Origin of the sequence: Streptomyces xiamenensis (genome assembly GCF_000993785.3) — a bacterium.
GTDB lineage: Bacteria > Actinomycetota > Actinomycetes > Streptomycetales > Streptomycetaceae > Streptomyces > Streptomyces xiamenensis.
This window is the reverse complement of the sequence record NZ_CP009922.3, coordinates 4,009,242-4,025,366: the sequence shown is the minus strand read 5'-3', so window position 1 is coordinate 4,025,366 and position 16,125 is coordinate 4,009,242. Positions and strand designations below refer to the sequence as shown.

At 73.9% G+C, this 16,125-nt stretch carries 11 protein-coding genes and 1 pseudogene; 6 read left to right on the top strand and 6 right to left on the bottom strand.

Going from position 1 to position 16,125, the window contains the following annotated elements:
* Nucleotides 1-46 precede the first annotated feature (46 nt).
* Nucleotides 47-307: a mycoredoxin gene (locus tag SXIM_RS18680; RefSeq protein ID WP_030737254.1), complete on the top strand. Its 261-nt coding sequence runs from the start codon at nt 47-49 to the stop codon at nt 305-307.
* 10 nt (nt 308-317) lie between these two features.
* Here SXIM_RS18680 and nudC read toward each other — a convergent pair whose 3' ends face one another.
* From nudC to SXIM_RS18660, 5 genes are all read right to left on the bottom strand, one after another.
* On the bottom strand, nt 318-1,253 hold the full coding sequence (gene nudC, locus SXIM_RS18675; RefSeq protein ID WP_030737259.1) for an NAD(+) diphosphatase: 936 nt from the start codon (nt 1,251-1,253) through the stop codon (nt 318-320).
* A 9-nt stretch (nt 1,254-1,262) separates the two neighbouring features.
* Nucleotides 1,263-4,589 carry an ATP-dependent helicase gene (locus tag SXIM_RS18670; RefSeq protein ID WP_046724720.1) on the bottom strand — a complete coding sequence of 1,109 codons (3,327 nt, stop codon included), beginning with the start codon at nt 4,587-4,589 and terminating at the stop codon, nt 1,263-1,265.
* A gap of 45 nt (nt 4,590-4,634) precedes the next feature.
* Nucleotides 4,635-4,832, bottom strand: coding sequence for a hypothetical protein (locus tag SXIM_RS27505; protein ID WP_168222776.1), 198 nt, complete (start codon nt 4,830-4,832; stop codon nt 4,635-4,637).
* Nucleotides 4,829-8,071, bottom strand: coding sequence for an ATP-dependent helicase (locus SXIM_RS18665; protein ID WP_078846973.1), 3,243 nt, complete (start codon nt 8,069-8,071; stop codon nt 4,829-4,831). Before SXIM_RS18665 ends, SXIM_RS27505 begins: the two co-directional genes overlap by 4 nt.
* A 251-nt stretch (nt 8,072-8,322) precedes the next feature.
* Nucleotides 8,323-8,670, bottom strand: coding sequence for an MGMT family protein (locus tag SXIM_RS18660; protein ID WP_324604842.1), 348 nt, complete (start codon nt 8,668-8,670; stop codon nt 8,323-8,325).
* A 176-nt stretch (nt 8,671-8,846) separates the two neighbouring features.
* Here SXIM_RS18660 and SXIM_RS18655 point away from each other — a divergent pair, with 176 nt between their 5' ends.
* Nucleotides 8,847-11,699 (top strand): lysylphosphatidylglycerol synthase transmembrane domain-containing protein, encoded by a 2,853-nt coding sequence (locus SXIM_RS18655; RefSeq protein ID WP_246156900.1) that lies wholly within the window; start codon nt 8,847-8,849, stop codon nt 11,697-11,699.
* A 16-nt stretch (nt 11,700-11,715) separates the two neighbouring features.
* Here SXIM_RS18655 and SXIM_RS18650 read toward each other — a convergent pair whose 3' ends face one another.
* Complete coding sequence (locus tag SXIM_RS18650) at nt 11,716-12,171, bottom strand: PaaI family thioesterase (protein ID WP_046724718.1); 456 nt, start codon at nt 12,169-12,171, stop codon at nt 11,716-11,718.
* A gap of 168 nt (nt 12,172-12,339) precedes the next feature.
* On the opposite strand from SXIM_RS18650, the gene SXIM_RS18645 reads away from it, so the two are divergent.
* From SXIM_RS18645 to SXIM_RS18630, 4 genes and pseudogenes are all read left to right on the top strand, one after another.
* Nucleotides 12,340-12,744 (top strand): TOBE domain-containing protein, encoded by a 405-nt coding sequence (locus tag SXIM_RS18645; protein ID WP_046724717.1) that lies wholly within the window; start codon nt 12,340-12,342, stop codon nt 12,742-12,744.
* The gene (gene modA / locus SXIM_RS18640; RefSeq protein WP_046724716.1) at nt 12,741-13,508 is read left to right on the top strand and encodes a molybdate ABC transporter substrate-binding protein; all 768 of its coding nucleotides are present in this window, start codon (nt 12,741-12,743) and stop codon (nt 13,506-13,508) included. The genes SXIM_RS18645 and modA overlap by 4 nt, the downstream gene beginning before the upstream one ends.
* Nucleotides 13,505-14,272, top strand: a pseudogene (locus tag SXIM_RS18635) (ABC transporter permease); the annotation flags it as partial. The gene modA and the pseudogene SXIM_RS18635, both read left to right, overlap by 4 nt.
* A 162-nt stretch (nt 14,273-14,434) precedes the next feature.
* Nucleotides 14,435-16,045: an alpha/beta hydrolase gene (locus tag SXIM_RS18630; protein ID WP_043178505.1), complete on the top strand. Its 1,611-nt coding sequence runs from the start codon at nt 14,435-14,437 to the stop codon at nt 16,043-16,045.
* Nucleotides 16,046-16,125 lie beyond the last annotated feature (80 nt).

Below are 16,125 nucleotides of genomic sequence, written 5' to 3'. Positions count from 1 at the left end.
ATCGCCACCGAGACGCACATCCGCACACGACCAAGGAGCGCACACGATGCTGGGCACCGTGACGATGTACAGCACCACCTGGTGCGGCTACTGCCGCCGCCTGAAGAGCCAGCTGGACCGCGAGGGGATCGCCTACACGGAGATCAACATCGAGGAGAACCCGGAGGCAGCCACCCTGGTGGAGAAGGCCAACGACGGCAACCAGACCGTGCCCACGGTCGTCGTCGCCCCCAACGGCGGGGCCGAGGTCACCATGACCAACCCCTCCCTCGCCCAGGTCAAGCAGGCCCTGGTCCCGGTCTCCTGACCGCACCCGGTCAGGCCAGATCGGCCAGCGGTTCGCCGTACCACATCTCGATCAGCCGGGCCGCGATGGAGACGCCGGACGGGGGCAGTACCTCGCCGGCCTCGATCGCGGCCCGCAGCTCGTCCCGCGAGAACCAGCGGGCCTCCTCGATCTCCTCGCCGTCCACCTTGACGGCCGAGGTGACGGCCCGCGCCATGAAGCCCAGCATCAGGCTGGAGGGGAAGGGCCACGGCTGGCTGGCGACGTACTCCACCTCGCCCACCACGATCCCGGCCTCCTCGGCGACCTCCCGGATCACCGCCCGCTCCACCGACTCCCCCGGCTCCACGAAGCCGGCCAGCGTCGAGTAGCGCCCCTCCGGCCAGTGCATCTGCCGCCCCAGCAGTGCCCGGTCCTCCCCGTCGGTGACCAGCATGATCACCGCCGGATCGGTGCGCGGATAGTGTTCTCCGCCACACGCCGGGCAGCGCCGGATGTGCCCGGCCGCCGCGATCACCGTGCGCTCCCCGCACCGCGAGCAGAAGCGGTGCGAGCGCTGCCAGTTCTCCAGCGCCACGGCGTGCACCAGCAGTTCGTTGTCGCGTTCCGACAGCAGCGGGGCGGCCTCGCGCAGCCCGGCCGGGCGCGCGGCGTCGTCCATCCGGCCCGGCAGCGCGTCCTTCTGGAGCGCGAAGTAGCGCACCCCGTCCGGGTCGGTGCCCAGGAAGTAGCGGTGCGCCTCGGTGAACGGCGCGTCGAAGGACGGCATCATCACCAGCTCGGTGCGGCCGTCCTCGGTCTCCTCGATCAGTGCTTGCCCGCCCGACACCACGAACACCCTGGTGGTGGGGTGGCTCCAGGCCGCCCCCAGCCAGGCCTCGTCGAGACGGTGCTCGCCGCCCCGGTCGATGCCGCCGTTGCCGGTGAGCGCGATCGGCTGGACGCCGTTGTCCGAGGTGCTTGCCATACCGGAAGCCTATCCGGGGTCGTTCGGCTCCCAGGACTCCTCCCCCAGCAGCAGCCGCTCAAGGCCGGCCCGCCCCGGCAGCACGGTGGGCCGTACGACCTCCCCGCTGCGTACGTACAGGAACGCCGCCGTCACCCGGTTCAGCGGCAGACCGCGCCGCTCCGCCCACGCCAGCCGGTAGATCGCCAGCTGGAGCGGGTCCGCGTCCTGCCGCCTGGCGGTCTTCCAGTCGATGATCTCGTACCGCTCGCCGCCCTGGTCGTCGGTGCGGTAGACGGCGTCGATCCGGCCCCTGATCACCCGGCCGGCCAGGGTCAGCTGGAACGGCGCCTCGATGCGGTACGGGGTGCGGCGCGCGTACGGGGTGCGGCCGAACGCCTCCTTCAGCGCCGCCAGCTCCCGCTCGTCCGCGATCACGTCCGCGTCGCCGCCCTCCTCCGCGGCGCCCGGCAGCTCGTCCGGGCCCAGCATCGGCAGCGGAAGCTCCTCGAAGCGCGACTCGACCCAGGCGTGGAAGCGGGTGCCGCGGCGGGCCGCCGGCTGCGGCGGGCGCGGCATCGGGCGGGCCAGCTCGCGCGCGAACCCCTCCGGGTCGGACGCCAGCCGCTGCACCTGGGTCGCGGACAGCGACACCGGCAGCGGCACCTCCCGTACGCCCTCCCTGGCCCGGCGCAGCTCGCCGGCGAGGGCGTCCAGGTCGCGGTCCCAGGACTCGACGGCGCGCCGTTCCTCCGCCGTGAGCTGCGGGGGCGGCCCCGGAACGGCGGCGGGCCGCTCCTCGAAGCCCTCGCGCAGCAGGTCGAGCACCCGGTCGGCGGCACTGCGGCGGCGCGCCAGCGCGACCGGCTCCAGCGGCAGCGGCCAGGCGCGCTCCTCGGTGGGCTCGGCGAGTGCCGGGTTCTCCTCGTCGTCCTCGGGGATCTCCGCCCACTGCTCGACCTCGCCGTGCGCGGGGTCGCTCTCGCAATGCGCGCGCAGCGCCTCCAGATAGGCGGAGGGGCCGCGTTTCTTCTTCTGGCTGGGCCCCCACCAGTGGCCCGAGCCCAGCAGCAGGCTGCGGGGGCGGGTGAAGGCGACGTAGCCCAGGCGCAGTTCCTCGTGCAGCTGGTGCTCTGCCACCAGCCCGGAGTACGCCTTGTAGGCGGCGGCCGTCCAGCCCTCGATGGCGGGCAGGGTGGCGGCGTCGCCGCGCAGCGGATGCGGCAGGGTGCGCGGGTGTTTGAGCCAGGAGTCGCGCGCCTGCGCGGAAGGGAAGCCGCCCTGCCCCGCGCAGAGTCCGGGGACGGCGACCACGTCCCACTCCAGGCCCTTGGACTGGTGGACGGTGAGCACCTTGACGGTGTTCTCGGCGCTGGGCAGGGAGCCGTCCAGGCCCCTGTCGTACTGGGCGGCGGAGCGCAGGAAGGCGAGGAAGGCGGTGAGGCCGCCGCCCAGCCGTTCCCCGTCGACGGCGACGCCGGTGCGGCCGGCGGCGAAGGCGGCGGCCACATCGAGGAAGGCGGTGAGGGTCTCGCGGCGGCGCGCCGCCAGCGCCTGCGGGGAGGCGGAGAGTTCGACCTCGAGCCCGGTGACGGCCAGCACCCGGTGCAGCACGTCCATGAGGGGGTCGGCCAGCGAGCGGCGCAGTTCCCGGATCTCGGCGGCCAGGTGCGCGAACCGCACCCGGGCCTCGGCGGAGAACGGCAGCCCGTCCTCGTCCGGGTCCTCGCCGATGAAGGTGTCCAGCGCGTCGGCGAGCGAGGTGGTCTCGGCGGGGTCGGTGCCTTCGACGGCGGCGGCCAGCCGGTCCTGGTCCGCGCCGGGGGCGGCGCGGCGCACCAGGATCCGCGCCCGGCGCCCGAGCAGCGCCAGATCGCGGGGGCCGACCCGCCAGCGGGGCCCGGTGAGCAGCCGGACCAGCGCGGCGTTGGCGGTGGGGTCGGCCAGCACCTCGCAGACGGCGACCAGGTCGGCGATCTCGGGCAGGTAGAGCAGCCCGGAGAGCCCGACGACCTCGACGGGGACGCCGCGTTCGACGAGTTCGCGCTGGATCTCGGCGAAGTCGTTGCGGGTGCGGCACAGCACGGCGATCTCGCCGGGGGCCGTGCCGGTGCGCACGAGATGGGCGAGGGAGTCGGCGAGCCACTCCAGTTCGGCGGCGTGGGTGGGCAGCAGGGCGCAGTGGACCCGGCCCGCCCGCTCGGCGCCCTCGGCCGGGCGCAGCGGTACGACGGCGGGGTGCAGGGCGCGCAGCGGTGCGGCGAGGTCGTTGGCGAGCTGGAGGAGGTGCCCGCCGCTGCGCCGGTTCTCGCTGAGCGAGTGACGGCGGGCGGAGGTGCCTTCCCCATGCTCTTCGAGCAGGGGAGACCCCAAGGCGGCCGGGAAGTGGTCGGGGAAGTCGTCGAGGTTGGCGACGGAGGCACCGCGCCAGCCGTAGATGGCCTGGCAGGGGTCGCCGACGGCGGTGACGGGGTGGCCGGCGCCCGCGCCGGCGCCGAACAGCCCGGCGAGCATGATGCGCTGGGCGACGGAGGTGTCCTGGTACTCGTCGAGGAGGACCACGCCGTACTCCTCGCGCAGCGCCCGGCCGACCTCGGGGACGTCGCGGGCGAGGGTGGCGGCCAGCGCGATCTGGTCGCCGAAGTCGATGAGGTCGCGGGCGCGTTTGCGGGCCCGGTAATCCAGGACGACATCGAGGAGGTGGCCGCGGCCCTGCGCGGCCTCGCGGATGCGCCGCAGATCGTTGTTGGTGAGGGCGGTGGCGTCGAGTTCGGCGAGGAGCGCGCGGTCGAAGTCGCGCAGCCGCTCGGGCGGTACGAGGTGTTCGGCGAGTTCGCCGTCGAGCGCGATGAGGTCGGTGACCAGGGTGGTGAACCCGGCGGCCGGCGCCTCGAAGGAGGCGGGCGCCGCGCGCAGGACCTCGGCGGCGAGCTGGAACCGTCCGGCGTCGGCGAGCAGCCGGGAGGCGGGCTCGATGCCCAGCCGCAGCCCGTGCTCCTTGAGGAGGCGGCCGGCGAAGGCGTGGTAGGTGGAGATCTGCGGCTCGCCGCCGGGCTCCCCCGTCTCGGTGGTCTCCTGGCCGATGCCCGCCTTGGCGAGGGACTTCCGGACGCGTTCGGCGAGTTCGCCGGCGGCCTTGTTGGTGAAGGTGAGGCCGAGAACGCGCTCGGGGGCGACCTGCCCGGTGCCGGTGAGCCACACCACGCGGGCGGCCATGACGGTGGTCTTGCCGGACCCGGCCCCGGCGACGATGGCCTGTGGTGCGGGGGGCGCGGTGATGCACGCCAGCTGTTCGGGTGTGAAGGGGATCCCGAGCAGCTCACAGAGCTGTCCGGGATGCGTCAGTCGTGCGGCCACCCGGAAGAGGCTATCGGCGACCGCCGACAGCGGAGGCCGCGGGCCCTACCGGGTGGGGCGGCGCGGCGGATAGATCTTGAACCCGGTGGTGTCGAGGGCGAAGCCGAAGGGCTGCGGCAGTTCGATGGGGCGACCGAACTCCGTGGTGGTACGGGTGCGGTAGCCCTGGCCGTACGGCTGTGCATGCAGGTGGCTCGGGTGATCTTGACTCGCTGAGGCTGACGCGTGCCCGCCTCGCGTCACTCCACCACTTGGCGGCCCTCCGTGCGGCCCGAGCAGGAGGCGCGGAAGTGGCAGGTGCCGCACTGCTGGCCCGGGGTGGGGGTGAAGCGTTCGTCCAGGACACGCCCGGCCGCCGTGGCGAGCAGGTCGCCGACCCAGTCGCCCTCCAGGGGCGGCTGTTTCTGGACGGCCGGCAGCGTGTCGCCGCCCTCCTTCTTCGGAGCACCCTGGCGCAGATGCACCAGCGAGGCACCGCCGATCTCGGCCTCCCCGTGCCGTACGGCGAGCTGGTAGACGGCCAGCTGCGGGTGCCGTTCCACCTCGGCCCTGGACGGTTTGTTGCGGCCGGTCTTGAAGTCGACGACGTACGCGCGGCCGTCCGCGTCCCGCTCGACGCGGTCCAGGGTGCCCCTGATCCGGATGCGGTGCTCGCCCGCTGCCAGCGTGACGTCGAAGTCCTCCTCCGAGGCGGCCGGCTCGAAGCCGGTCTGCCCCTGGAGGACGTGCCAGCGCACGAACCGTTCCAGAGCGGCGCGCGCCTCGTCGCGTTCCCTGCGCGACTGCCAGGGCGCTTCGAAGGCGAGCCCTTCCCACACCACGTCCAGGCGTTCCATCAGGACGGCGAGGTCGGCCGGGGTGGTGCCGGAGGCCACCTCGTCGGCCAGGACGTGCAGCACGTTCCCGAAGCCCTGGGCGGTCGTCGCCGGGGCGTCCGCGTGCACCTCGCGTCCCAGGAACCACTTGAGCGCGCAGGAGTTCACCAGCTCGCCCAGCGCGCTGGCGGACAGCGCCACCGGGCGCTCCGGGTCGCGCACCGGGGCCGCCGACAGCGTCTGCTCGCGCAGTCCCCACCAGCGCTGCGGGTGCGCGGCGGGCACCAGCGCGTGGCCGTCGCCGTCGCGGAGCGCCGCCAGCTTCGCCAGCCGGCGCGCCGCCGCCTCGCGCAGCGCGGGCGTCGCCGCGGGGTCGACGGTGCACGCCCGCAGTTCGGCGATCAGCGCGGACAGGGCCAGCGGACGGCGCGGGCGGCTGCTCACATCCTGCGGCTCCACGCCCAGTTCGGTCACGAACCGCGACGGCTGGTCGCCCTCGTCCGCGCCGCGCACCGCCGTCACCACGAGGCGGTCCCTGGCCCGGGTGGCCGCCACGTAGAACAGCCGGCGTTCCTCGGCGAGCAGCGCGCCGGGGGTCAGGGGTTCGGCGAGACCGTCGCGCCCGATGCGGTCCGCCTCCAGCAGGGAGCCGCGCCGCCGCAGGTCGGGCCACAGCCCCTCCTGCACCCCGGCCACCACCACCAGGGACCACTCCAGGCCCTTGGCACGGTGCGCGGTCATCAGCCGTACGGCGTCGGGCCGTACCGCCCGCGCGGCCAGGGTGTCGGCGGCGATGTCGTGGGCGTCCAGTTCGTCGAGGAAGATCAGCGCGCCGCGTCCGCCGCCGCGTTCCTCGGCGCGGGCCGCCGCCTCGAACAGCGCGCAGATGGCGTCCAGGTCACGGTCGGCGTTGCGGCCGGCCGCGCCGCCGCGCCGGGCGGCCCGCTCCAGCCGGTCGGGCCAGGTGGTGCCGGACCACAGCTCCCACAGCGCCTCCTCGGGGCTGCCGCCGCCCGCCAGCAGTTCGCGGGTCTTGCGCAGCAGCAGGCCCAGCTGCCGCGCGCCTCCCGCGTACCCCTGGTCGTGGGCGACCAGTCGCTCCGGCTCGGCCAGGGCCCGCGCCAGCAGTTCCCCCGAGGGGCTGGGGACGGCGACCCCGGCGGTGCGTTCCTCGTGGCGCAGTGCCCGCCCCAGGCGCCGCAGGTCGGCGGCGTCCAGGCCGCCCAGCGGGGAGGTCAGCAGGGCGGCGGCGGTCTCCGGGTCGAAGCGGGCGGCGGGCTCGGCGACGGCGCGCAGCGCGGTGAGCAGCGGCGCCACGGCCGGTTCCTGGCGCAGCGGCAGGTCGGCGCCGTCCACCTCCAGCGGTACTCCGGCGGAGGTGAGCGCACGGCGCACGGCGGGCAGCGAGCGCCCCCCGGCGCGGACGAGGACGGCCATCTCGCCCCAGGGCAGGCCGTCCTCCAGATGGGCGCGGCGCAGCAGATCGGCGATGTTCTCCAGCTCGGCGCCGGGCGTGGGGTAGGTGTACACCTCCACCGAGCCGCCTTCGCGCACGGCGGTCAGCGCGCGGTGCCGCCGTACCGCCTCGGCCGGCAGCCGGGCCAGCGGCATCCGCTGGGTCAGCAGCCGGGTGGCGTCCTGCACGGTCGCGGCCGAGCGCCGTCCGGTGGTGAGGACCGCGACCGGCGCCGGGTCGCCCGCCGCCGTGCGGAAGGCGTCCGGAAAGCCGAGGATGCCGCCCACATCGGCGCCCCGGAACGCGTAGATCGACTGGTCCGGGTCGCCGAACACGATCAGGTCGCGCCCGCCTCCCCCTCCCCCGGCGAGCGCCCCGAGCAGCGCGGCCTGGGCCGGGTCGGTGTCCTGGAACTCGTCCACGAACACCGCGTCGTACCGGGCCCGCACCCGGGCCGCGACTTCCTCGCGCTCCGTCAGCCGCACGGCCCCGCGCACCAGGCCCGCGTAGTCGAGCACGCCCTGTGCCTCGGTGACGTCCAGATACTCGGCCAGGAAGTGCGCCGCCGCCTCCCAGTCGGGCCGTTCGGTGCGGCGCGCGAAGTCGGCGAGCGTGCCGGGGCCCAGGCCCAGCTCGCGGGTCCGGGCGAGCACCGCGCGCAGTTCGTCGGCGAACCCGCGCGTCGTCAGGCAGGCGCGCAGCTCGGCCGGCCACGGCACGCGCGGCGGCAGCTCCAGCTGGCCGGCCAGCAGCTCCCGCAGGTACACATCCTGTTCGGGGCCCGACAACAGGCGCAGCGGCTCGGCGTACAGCTCCCGGTCCTGGTGCGCGCGCACCAGCGCGTAGGCGAAGGAGTGGAAGGTGGTCGCCTGCGGCGCGCCGCCGCCCATCCGGGCCGTCATGCGGTCGCGCAGCTCGGCGGCGGCCTTGCGGCTGAAGGTGAGCACCAGCACCCGCTCGGGGTCCGTGCCGGCCGCGACCCGGGCGGCGACCGACTCCACCAGCGTGGTCGTCTTGCCGGTGCCGGGCCCGGCGAGCACCAGAAGCGGTCCGCCCGGATGCTCAACCACAGCGCGCTGGCTTGCGTCCAGTACAGGGGGGTGCGTGGTCAGGACCGGATCGCGCACCAGTCGGTACGCTCCGGAGGCCGGGGCGTTCGGGGGCACCTCACGGACGGAGTCCGGGGGCGGGACAGAGAGGCTCACGTGCATAGCGGATTCTCGCGGGGGGTCCCCTTGGGGATGGGATCGGGCGGCGGAGCGATGGGGAAGACGCTACGCCAGTCGGCGCGGTGCGCGCAGGGGAACCCCACGCCGCGCGACGGCGCGCGCCACGGGCGTACGGAGTGCCGCACGGTCCGTGAGGTCCCCCGTACGGACGGCACCGGGCATACCGCCGACGGCTTTGATGACGGAAGCTGGTGCCTGTGACCCGCCTGCCCGTACAGCTGCCCGTACAGCCCTCAGCGTGTTTCGCGCGGACCGTCCTCCCGCGGCGTCCAGCGGGCCGCGGCCATGTCCAGGCGCGGTACGCCGGCGCCGTCGTACCGCAGCGGGGTGCCCTCGGTGCGGTAGTGCTCCAGCGCCCGCTTCTCGTGGCCGGGCAGCAGCCGCCCGTCGGCGCGCACCACGCGCCACCACGGGGCGGCGCCGCCGTACAGGGCCATCGCCCGGCCGACCTGGCGGGGGCCGCCGGAGCCGAGCACGCCGGCGATGTCGCCGTACGTCATGACGCGGCCCGACGGTACGCGTTCGGCGGCGGTGAGCACCCGGTCGGCGTAGTCCGGAAGGCGGTGGGCGGGGCTGGTCATGGCGCCCATGGTGCCGTATGTCACGGACAGTCCCCGGCCGGGCGTCACTCGTGCCACTATCGTCACAGTGACGAGGACCGAGGAAACGGCCAGTGATACGGGGCGAAGAAGAGGCGGAACGGCTGCCGTCGGAGCAGGCGCCGGGAGCTGACCAGGGGGAAGGGTCGCACGACGCCATGAGTGGCCTGAACGGACAGTCACCGGCGCCCGCGCTGCGGCAGCCCCCGAAGAGCGGCAAGCGGGCGAAGGCGGCCCGGCGGGCGAACACGGAGCGGCGCCGGGAGGCCAAGCGGCAGGCGTCCTCGGCGGACGGGCCGCCGGCCGACGCGCGCACCGCGCAGCAGGCACCGCACGCGCCCACCGGCGCGCCCGCGGCACCGGCGCCGCCCGCGCACGCGTCGGCGCCGGCGGCGGCACCCGCGCCGGCCCCGCTCTCCGACCGCCTGGAGATCGACGAGCCGATCCTCGCCGCCCGCGTCCACCGCCCCGGCGACCTCATCCGCTCCCTGCTCGGCCTGCTCGGCATCGCCCTCGTCCTGCTCACCGCGACGTTCGCGGTGGGCACCACCGCGGGCATCGAGAAGGACATCAACGACAGCGCGGTCGGCGCCCCGCCGCTCCTCATCTCCTTCGCCGGCTTCGCCTCCTCCATCGCCGTCCTCATCGTCCCGGTCGCCTTCGCCGTCGAGCGGCTGATCCGCCGCGACGGCCTGCGCATCGCGGACGGGGTGCTCGCCGCCGTCCTGGCGCACGGCGTGTCCCTGTCCTTCAGCCTGTGGGTGGCCCGGGTCGCCCCCGAATCCATCCAGGACGCCCTCACCCGCGACGCGCCGGCCGGGGCCGGCCTCACCGACCCCGTGCACGGCTACCTCGCCCCCGTCATCGCCTACGCCACCGCCGTCGGCATGACCCACCGCCCCCGCTGGCGGCTGATCATGGGCGCGGTGCTCGTCCTGGACGCGGTGTCCGTGCTGGTCGCCGGGTACACCACGCTCTTCTCCATCCTGGTCACCGTCCTCATCGGCTGGACCATCGCGTACGGCACTCTCTACGCGGTGGGCACCCCCAACGTGCGTCCCACCGGCCAGCAACTCCTGGCCGGGCTGCGCAACGTCGGCTTCCGCCCGGTGAGCGCGCTGCGCACCGAGGAGACGGTGGGCGCGGGGACCGCCGGGAGCGGCGACAACGACAGTGACGGCGACCGCGGACAGCTCACCCGCCGCTATCTCGTCACCCTGGAGGCGGGGCCACCGCTGGACATCACCGTGGTGGACCGCGCCCAGCAGGCCCAGGGCTTCTTCTACCGCGCCTGGCGCCGGCTCACCGTCCGGGGCATCACCCAGCGCCGCAGCCTGCCCTCGCTGCGGCAGGCGCTGGAGCAGGAGGCGCTGCTCGCGTACGCGGCGATCGCCGCCGGCGCCAACGCCCCGAAGCTGATCGCCACCTCCGAGCTGGGCCCGGACGCCGTGATGCTGGTGTACGAGCACATCGGCGGCCGTTCGCTGGAGTCGGTGCCCTCCGACGAGATCACCGACGACCTGATGGAGGCGTCCTGGCAGCAGGTCGTCGCGCTCCAGTCGCGGCGCATCGCGCACCGCCGGCTGGACGGGCACTCGCTGCTGGTGGGGCGCGCCGGTGAGGTTTATCTGACGAACCTGCGCGGCGGGGAGATCGCGGCCGGCGACATCCCGCTGCGCATGGACATCGCCCAGCTGCTGACGACCTTCGGCCTGCGCGTCGGCGCCGAGCGGGCGGTGGCCTCGGCCGTGTCCGTACTCGGCCCGGACGCGGTGGCCGACAGCCTCCCCATGCTGCAGCCGATCGCGCTGTCCCGCTCCACCCGCACCACGCTGCGTCAGCTGAGCAAGGAGCGCTCCGCGCGCGAACGGCAGGCCGTGCTCGACGCGGTCCGCGCCTACCGGGAGGCGCGCGGCGCGCTGCCCGAGGACGCCGACCGCAAGACCGTCAAGGCCGCCAAGCAGGCCGAGAAGCAGGTCATGGAGCAGGCGCTGGAGAACTCCAAGGAGACCGACCTGCTGTCGCTGATCCGGCAGGAGGTGCTGCTGGTACGGCCCGAGGCCGCCATAGAGCCGGCCCGGATGGAACGGGTCCGGCCCCGCACCCTGGTGTCGCTGATCGCCGCCGCCTTCGCCGGCTACTTCCTCATCACCCAGCTCGCCGAGCTGAAGGTGGACACGGTCATCAACAACGCCAACTGGTGGTGGGTGATAGCGGCTGCCTGCTTCTCGGCGCTGACGTACTTCGCGGCGGCCGTGAGCCTGCTGGGCTTCGTCCCGGAGAAGGTGCGCTATCTGCGGACCGTGGTGGCGCAGGTGGCCGGCTCGTTCGTGAAGCTGGTGGCGCCCGCCGCGATCGGCGGGGTGGCGCTGAACACCCGCTACCTGCAACGTCAGGGGCTGCGCCCCGGGCACGCGGTGGCCAGTGTGGGGGCGTCCCAGCTGTTCGGTCTGGGCAGCCACATCACCTTGCTGCTGACCTTCGGCTACCTGACCGGCACCGAGCACACCACGAATCTCTCTTCGCCTTCCCGCACGGTGATCGCGGGGCTGCTGACGGCGGCGGTGCTGGTGCTGATAGTGACCGCGATCCCGGCACTGCGCAAAGCGATCTCGGAGCGGGTGCAGACCCTGTTCGCCGGTGTCGTCCCGCGCATGCTGGACGTGGTGCAGCAGCCGAAGAAGCTGCTCAGCGGCATCGGCGGGATGCTGCTGATGACGATGGCATTCGTGCTGTGCCTGGATGCCTCGCTGCAGGCGTTCGGGGTGGAGCTGAGCTATCCGACGGTGGCGGTCATCTTCCTGGCGGGCAACGCGCTGGGCTCGGCCGCCCCGACACCGGGTGGTATCGGGGCGGTGGAGCTGGCGCTGACCGGTGCGCTGGCGGCGTTCCGGGTTCCGACCGACTCCGCGCTGGCGGCCGTCCTGCTGTTCCGCCTGATGACATTCTGGCTGCCGGTGCTGCCGGGCTGGCTGGCGTTCACGCACCTGACCCGTAAAGAGGCGATCTGACCGGGCTGACCGGGGCTCAGTCCCCGGGGCGCAGCACCATGCAGGTGGTGGTGGCGTGTGCGATCAGCTTGCCGCGCTCGTCGAGGACCTGGCCCTCGGCGGTGGCGGTGCGGCGCCCGGCGTGCAGGACGCTGCCCCGCGCGGTGAGGGTCTGGCCGTCGGTGCGTCCGGCCCGGATGTAGTTGACCTTGAGTTCCAGGGTCGTGTACGTGACACCGGCCGGGAGCGTGGAGTGCACGGCGCAGGCCATCACGCTGTCCAGCAGGGTGGCCGCGATGCCGCCGTGCAGGGTGCCCAGGGGGTTGGCGAAGTCCGGGCGGGTGTCGAGGGAGACGGTGACCCGGCCGTGCTCGACCTCGTCGAAGCGCATGCCGAGGAGCCGCCCGATGTGCGGCAGGTCGGTGGGCTGTTCGCGCTGCACCCAGCGCATCAGGTCGAGCCCTGACAGGGCGGCGAGGTCGATGGTGGACACGGGCTCTCCTCGGGTGGGTGGCGCGGACGGGAAACTACCCGTCGGTAACGTACGGCGCCGATCGCCCGGCCGACAAGTCCCCGCCGCTTCCCCGTCGCACCGCAGTTGCGATCCTATGGCCCAGCCTGACCTTGCCCATGCCAACCCATTCGGCCTAACGTGCCGCACATGCGTTCTTATACGATCGGCCGGGCCGCCCGGCTGCTCGGGGTCAGCCCCGACACCGTCCGCCGCTGGGCGGACGCCGGCCGGCTGCCGACCCGCCGCGACGAGGCCGGCAAACGGCTGATCGAGGGCCCCGACCTGGCGGCGTTCGCGGTGGCGCTGGCCACCGCGGGCGCGGACGACGACGGCGCGGACGAGCCGTACAGCAGCACCCGCAACGCCTTCCCCGGCATCATCACCGCCGTCAAGCTCGGCGATGTCGCCGCCCAGGTGGACATCCAGGCCGGACCGCACCGGCTGGTCTCCCTGCTCACCCGGGAAGCCGTCGAGGAACTCGGCCTCGCCGTGGGCATGGAGGCCACCGCCCGGGTCAAGGCGACCAACGTCCACATCGACCGGGGGGAATGACCGTGAAGAAGATCCGGCCGCTGGCCGGCGCGGCCCTGTCCGCCGTGCTCCTGGCCGGCTGCGGCAGCGGCGACGCCGACAGCGCGAACGGCACCGGCGACACCAGCCTGACCGTCCTGGCCGCCGCCTCCCTCACCGACGTCTTCACCGAGGCCGCCGACCGCTTCGCGCGGGAACACGAGGGCGTCACCGTGGAGTTCTCCTTCGCCGGCTCCCAGGAGCTCGCCGCCCAGATCCGGCAGGGCGTCCCCGCCGACGCCGTGGTCACCGCCGACACCGCCACCATGGAGTCGGTCGCCGAGGAGACCGGCGAACCCGCCGTCATCGCCCACAACGAACTCGTCATCGTCACCCCGCCCGGCAACCCCGCCGGTGTCGAGGACCTCACCGACCTCGCCCAGGACGGGCTGCGCCTGGTGCTTGCCGCCCCCGAGGTCCCGGCCGGCCGCTACGGCGAGGAGATCCTGGACCGCGCGGGCGTGAACGTCACCCCCGTCTCCCAGGAACCGAACGTCCGCGCCGTCCTCGGCAAGGTCCGGCTCGGCGAGGCCGACGCCGGGCTCGTCTACGCCACCGACGCCGCCTCGGCGGGCGAGGACGTGCTCACCTTCCCCATCCCCGCCGAGCAGAACGTCATCGCCGCCTACCCCGCCGCCGTGCTCAACACCTCGGAACACCCCGACGAGGCCGCCGCCTTCGTCGCCTGGCTCGGCACGGAACCGGCCCGCGAACTGCTCACGGCGGCCGGCTTTCTCACCCCATGAACAAGCGCGCGGTCCCGCTGACCCTGCTCATCCCGGCCCTGCTGGCGGTGGCCTTCCTGCTGATCCCACTCCTGGGGATCATCACCGGCGCACCGTGGTCGGGCCTCACCGAACGCCTCACCGACCCCGCCGTCATCCAGGCGCTGCGGCTGTCCCTGGTGGTGTCGCTGTGGGCACTGGTCATCTCGCTGCTGCTGGGCGTCCCGCTCGCCTGGCTGCTGGCCCGGGTACCGCTGCCCGGCAAGCCGCTCATCCGCTCCCTGGTGCTGCTGCCCATGGTCCTGCCGCCCACCGTGGCGGGTGTGGCCCTGCTCCAGGGCTTCGGACGGCGCGGCCTGCTCGGCGACCGGCTGGAAGCCCTGGGCGTCACCCTCCCCTTCAGCACGGCGGGCGCGGTGGTGGCAGCGGCGTTCGTCGCCATGCCGTTCCTGGTCATCAGCCTGGAGGGGGCGCTCACCGGCATCGACCCGCTGTACGAGGAGGCCGCCGCCACCATGGGCGCCGGGACGCTGCGCACGCTGTGGCTGGTGACGCTCCCCATGGCGCGGCCGGCCCTGGTGGCCGGCGCGGCGCTGGCCTGGGCGCGGGCACTGGGCGAGTTCGGCGCGACCATCACCTTCGCCGGGAACCTGCCGGGCACCACCCAGACCCTTCCGCTCCAGGTCTACCTGCTCCTCCAGAACGACCCGGCGGGCGCGACCGCCCTGTCGCTGCTGCTGCTGGTGGTGGCGGCGACGATCCTGTTCGCGCTGCGCGGCCGCTGGCTGCCGGTGGGCGGCGGGGGTGGTGGAGGCGGTGGGGGCGGCAGCCACTGAGGGTCACCCACATGCGCCCCACCACATGCGGGTGGGGCCGGCGGCGCCGGAAGATGGGCGTCCCTGCCGGACGGTATCCGGGAGGGACGCCGACCCGATGGGAGCCGTCCGATGATGCGTGTCCGCCTGGCAGCCGTCCTCACCACGCTGGCGGTGCTGCCGGCGGCGGGCTGCTCCGCCGGCGGCAGCCCCGAACGGGTCGCGGACACCACCACCCCACCCCCCTCGGGCAGCCCCGTCCCCACCGACAGCCTCCCCGACTCGCTCACCGCCCAGAAACTGGAGTGGTCGGAGTGCAAGACGCCCGACTCCTCCCAGGGCGACAGCGGGGGCTCGCCCTCCCCGCTGCCGGACGGCGCGCCCTGGGAGTGCGCCACGATGAAGGCCCCCGTCAACTACGCGGACCCGGAGGGTGACACCCTCGACCTCGCCCTGATCCGCGCCCGCAGCACCGGGGGCGAGGGCGAACGCATCGGCTCCCTCCTCTTCAACTTCGGCGGTCCCGGCGGCTCCGGCGTCGTCACCCTGCCGGCCTTCGGCAGCGACTACACCGAACTCGCCAAGCGCTACGACCTGGTGAGCTTCGACCCGCGCGGCGTCGGGGACAGCGACGGCCTGGTGTGCATGAGCGACAAACAGCTCGACGACTACTTCGCCGCCGACCCGGTGCCATCCGGCGAGGCGGAGGAACGGGACTTCACCAACCGGCTGCGCGCCTTCGACAACGCCTGCGAGGCCGCCGCGGGACCGCTGCTCCCCCACCTCACCACCGTGAACACGGCCCGCGACATGGACCTCATGCGCCAGGTGCTCGGCGACAACAAGCTGCACTACTTCGGGATCTCGTACGGTACGCAGCTGGGCGGCGTGTACGCGCACCTCTTCCCGCAGCGGGTGGGCCGGGCGGCCCTGGACGCCGTGGTGGACCCGACAGCGGATGCGCGCGAGGGCGCCCTGGCGCAGACCAAGGGCTTCCAGCAGGCCCTCACCACCTACATGGAGAGCTGCGCCCAGAGCGAGAACTGCCCGCTGGGCAGCACCCCGCAGGAGGGCGAACAGAAACTGAAGGACTTCCTGGAGAACCTCAGGTCCCACCCGCTGCCCACCCAGGACCCGGACGGCCGGCCGCTCACCGAATCCCTGGCCTGGAGCGGGATCGCCCAGTCGCTGTACTCCGAGGACTTCTGGCCCTTCCTCACCCAGGGCCTGGAGGAGGCGATGGCCTCCGAGAACCCGGACGGCACCATCCTGCTGACCCTCGGCGACTCGATGAACGGCCGCAACCAGAACGGCACCTACTCCACGCTCCAGTCCTCCCTGGTGGCGATCAACTGCGCCGACACCGACCAGCGTTACGACGTGGCGGACGTCCACGACGCGCTCCCCGAATTCACCGACGCCTCCCCGGTCTTCGGCCCCGGCATGGCCTGGTCCCTGCTCAGCTGCACCGACTGGCCCGTGACCGGGACCCAGTCGCACCCGGACGTCAGCACCACGACGGACGCGACGCTCCTGCTGATCGGCACCACCGGCGACCCGGCCACCCCGTACGCGGGCACCCAGAACATGAAGGAGGCCCTGGGCAAGGACAAGGCGGTGGAACTCACCTACGAGGGCGAGGGCCACGGCGCCTACAACAGCGGCGACACCTGCGTGAAGGACACCGTCAACGCCTACCTCCTGGACGGCGACGTCCCCACGGACGGCAAGACCTGCCCCTGAGCGCGGCACCCGGCAGCCGGAAGGCGCACGAGGCGTTCGCACACGGAACGCGGGGCCGGTGCGCACACGTCCCACCCCCG

What these genes read in the sequence shown, in the direction of transcription:
- SXIM_RS18660 (WP_324604842.1), bottom strand. Translation starts at nt 8,670, where the DNA reads ATGACCAGCCCCGCCCACCGCCTTCCGGACTACGCCGACCGGGTGCTC.
- nudC (WP_030737259.1), bottom strand. Translation starts at nt 1,253, where the DNA reads ATGGCAAGCACCTCGGACAACGGCGTCCAGCCGATCGCGCTCACCGGC.
- SXIM_RS18680 (WP_030737254.1), top strand. Translation starts at nt 47, where the DNA reads ATGCTGGGCACCGTGACGATGTACAGCACCACCTGGTGCGGCTACTGC.
- SXIM_RS18645 (WP_046724717.1), top strand. Translation starts at nt 12,340, where the DNA reads ATGCGTTCTTATACGATCGGCCGGGCCGCCCGGCTGCTCGGGGTCAGC.
- SXIM_RS18655 (WP_246156900.1), top strand. Translation starts at nt 8,847, where the DNA reads ATGAGTGGCCTGAACGGACAGTCACCGGCGCCCGCGCTGCGGCAGCCC.
- SXIM_RS18630 (WP_043178505.1), top strand. Translation starts at nt 14,435, where the DNA reads ATGATGCGTGTCCGCCTGGCAGCCGTCCTCACCACGCTGGCGGTGCTG.
- modA (WP_046724716.1), top strand. Translation starts at nt 12,741, where the DNA reads ATGACCGTGAAGAAGATCCGGCCGCTGGCCGGCGCGGCCCTGTCCGCC.
- SXIM_RS18665 (WP_078846973.1), bottom strand. Translation starts at nt 8,071, where the DNA reads ATGCACGTGAGCCTCTCTGTCCCGCCCCCGGACTCCGTCCGTGAGGTG.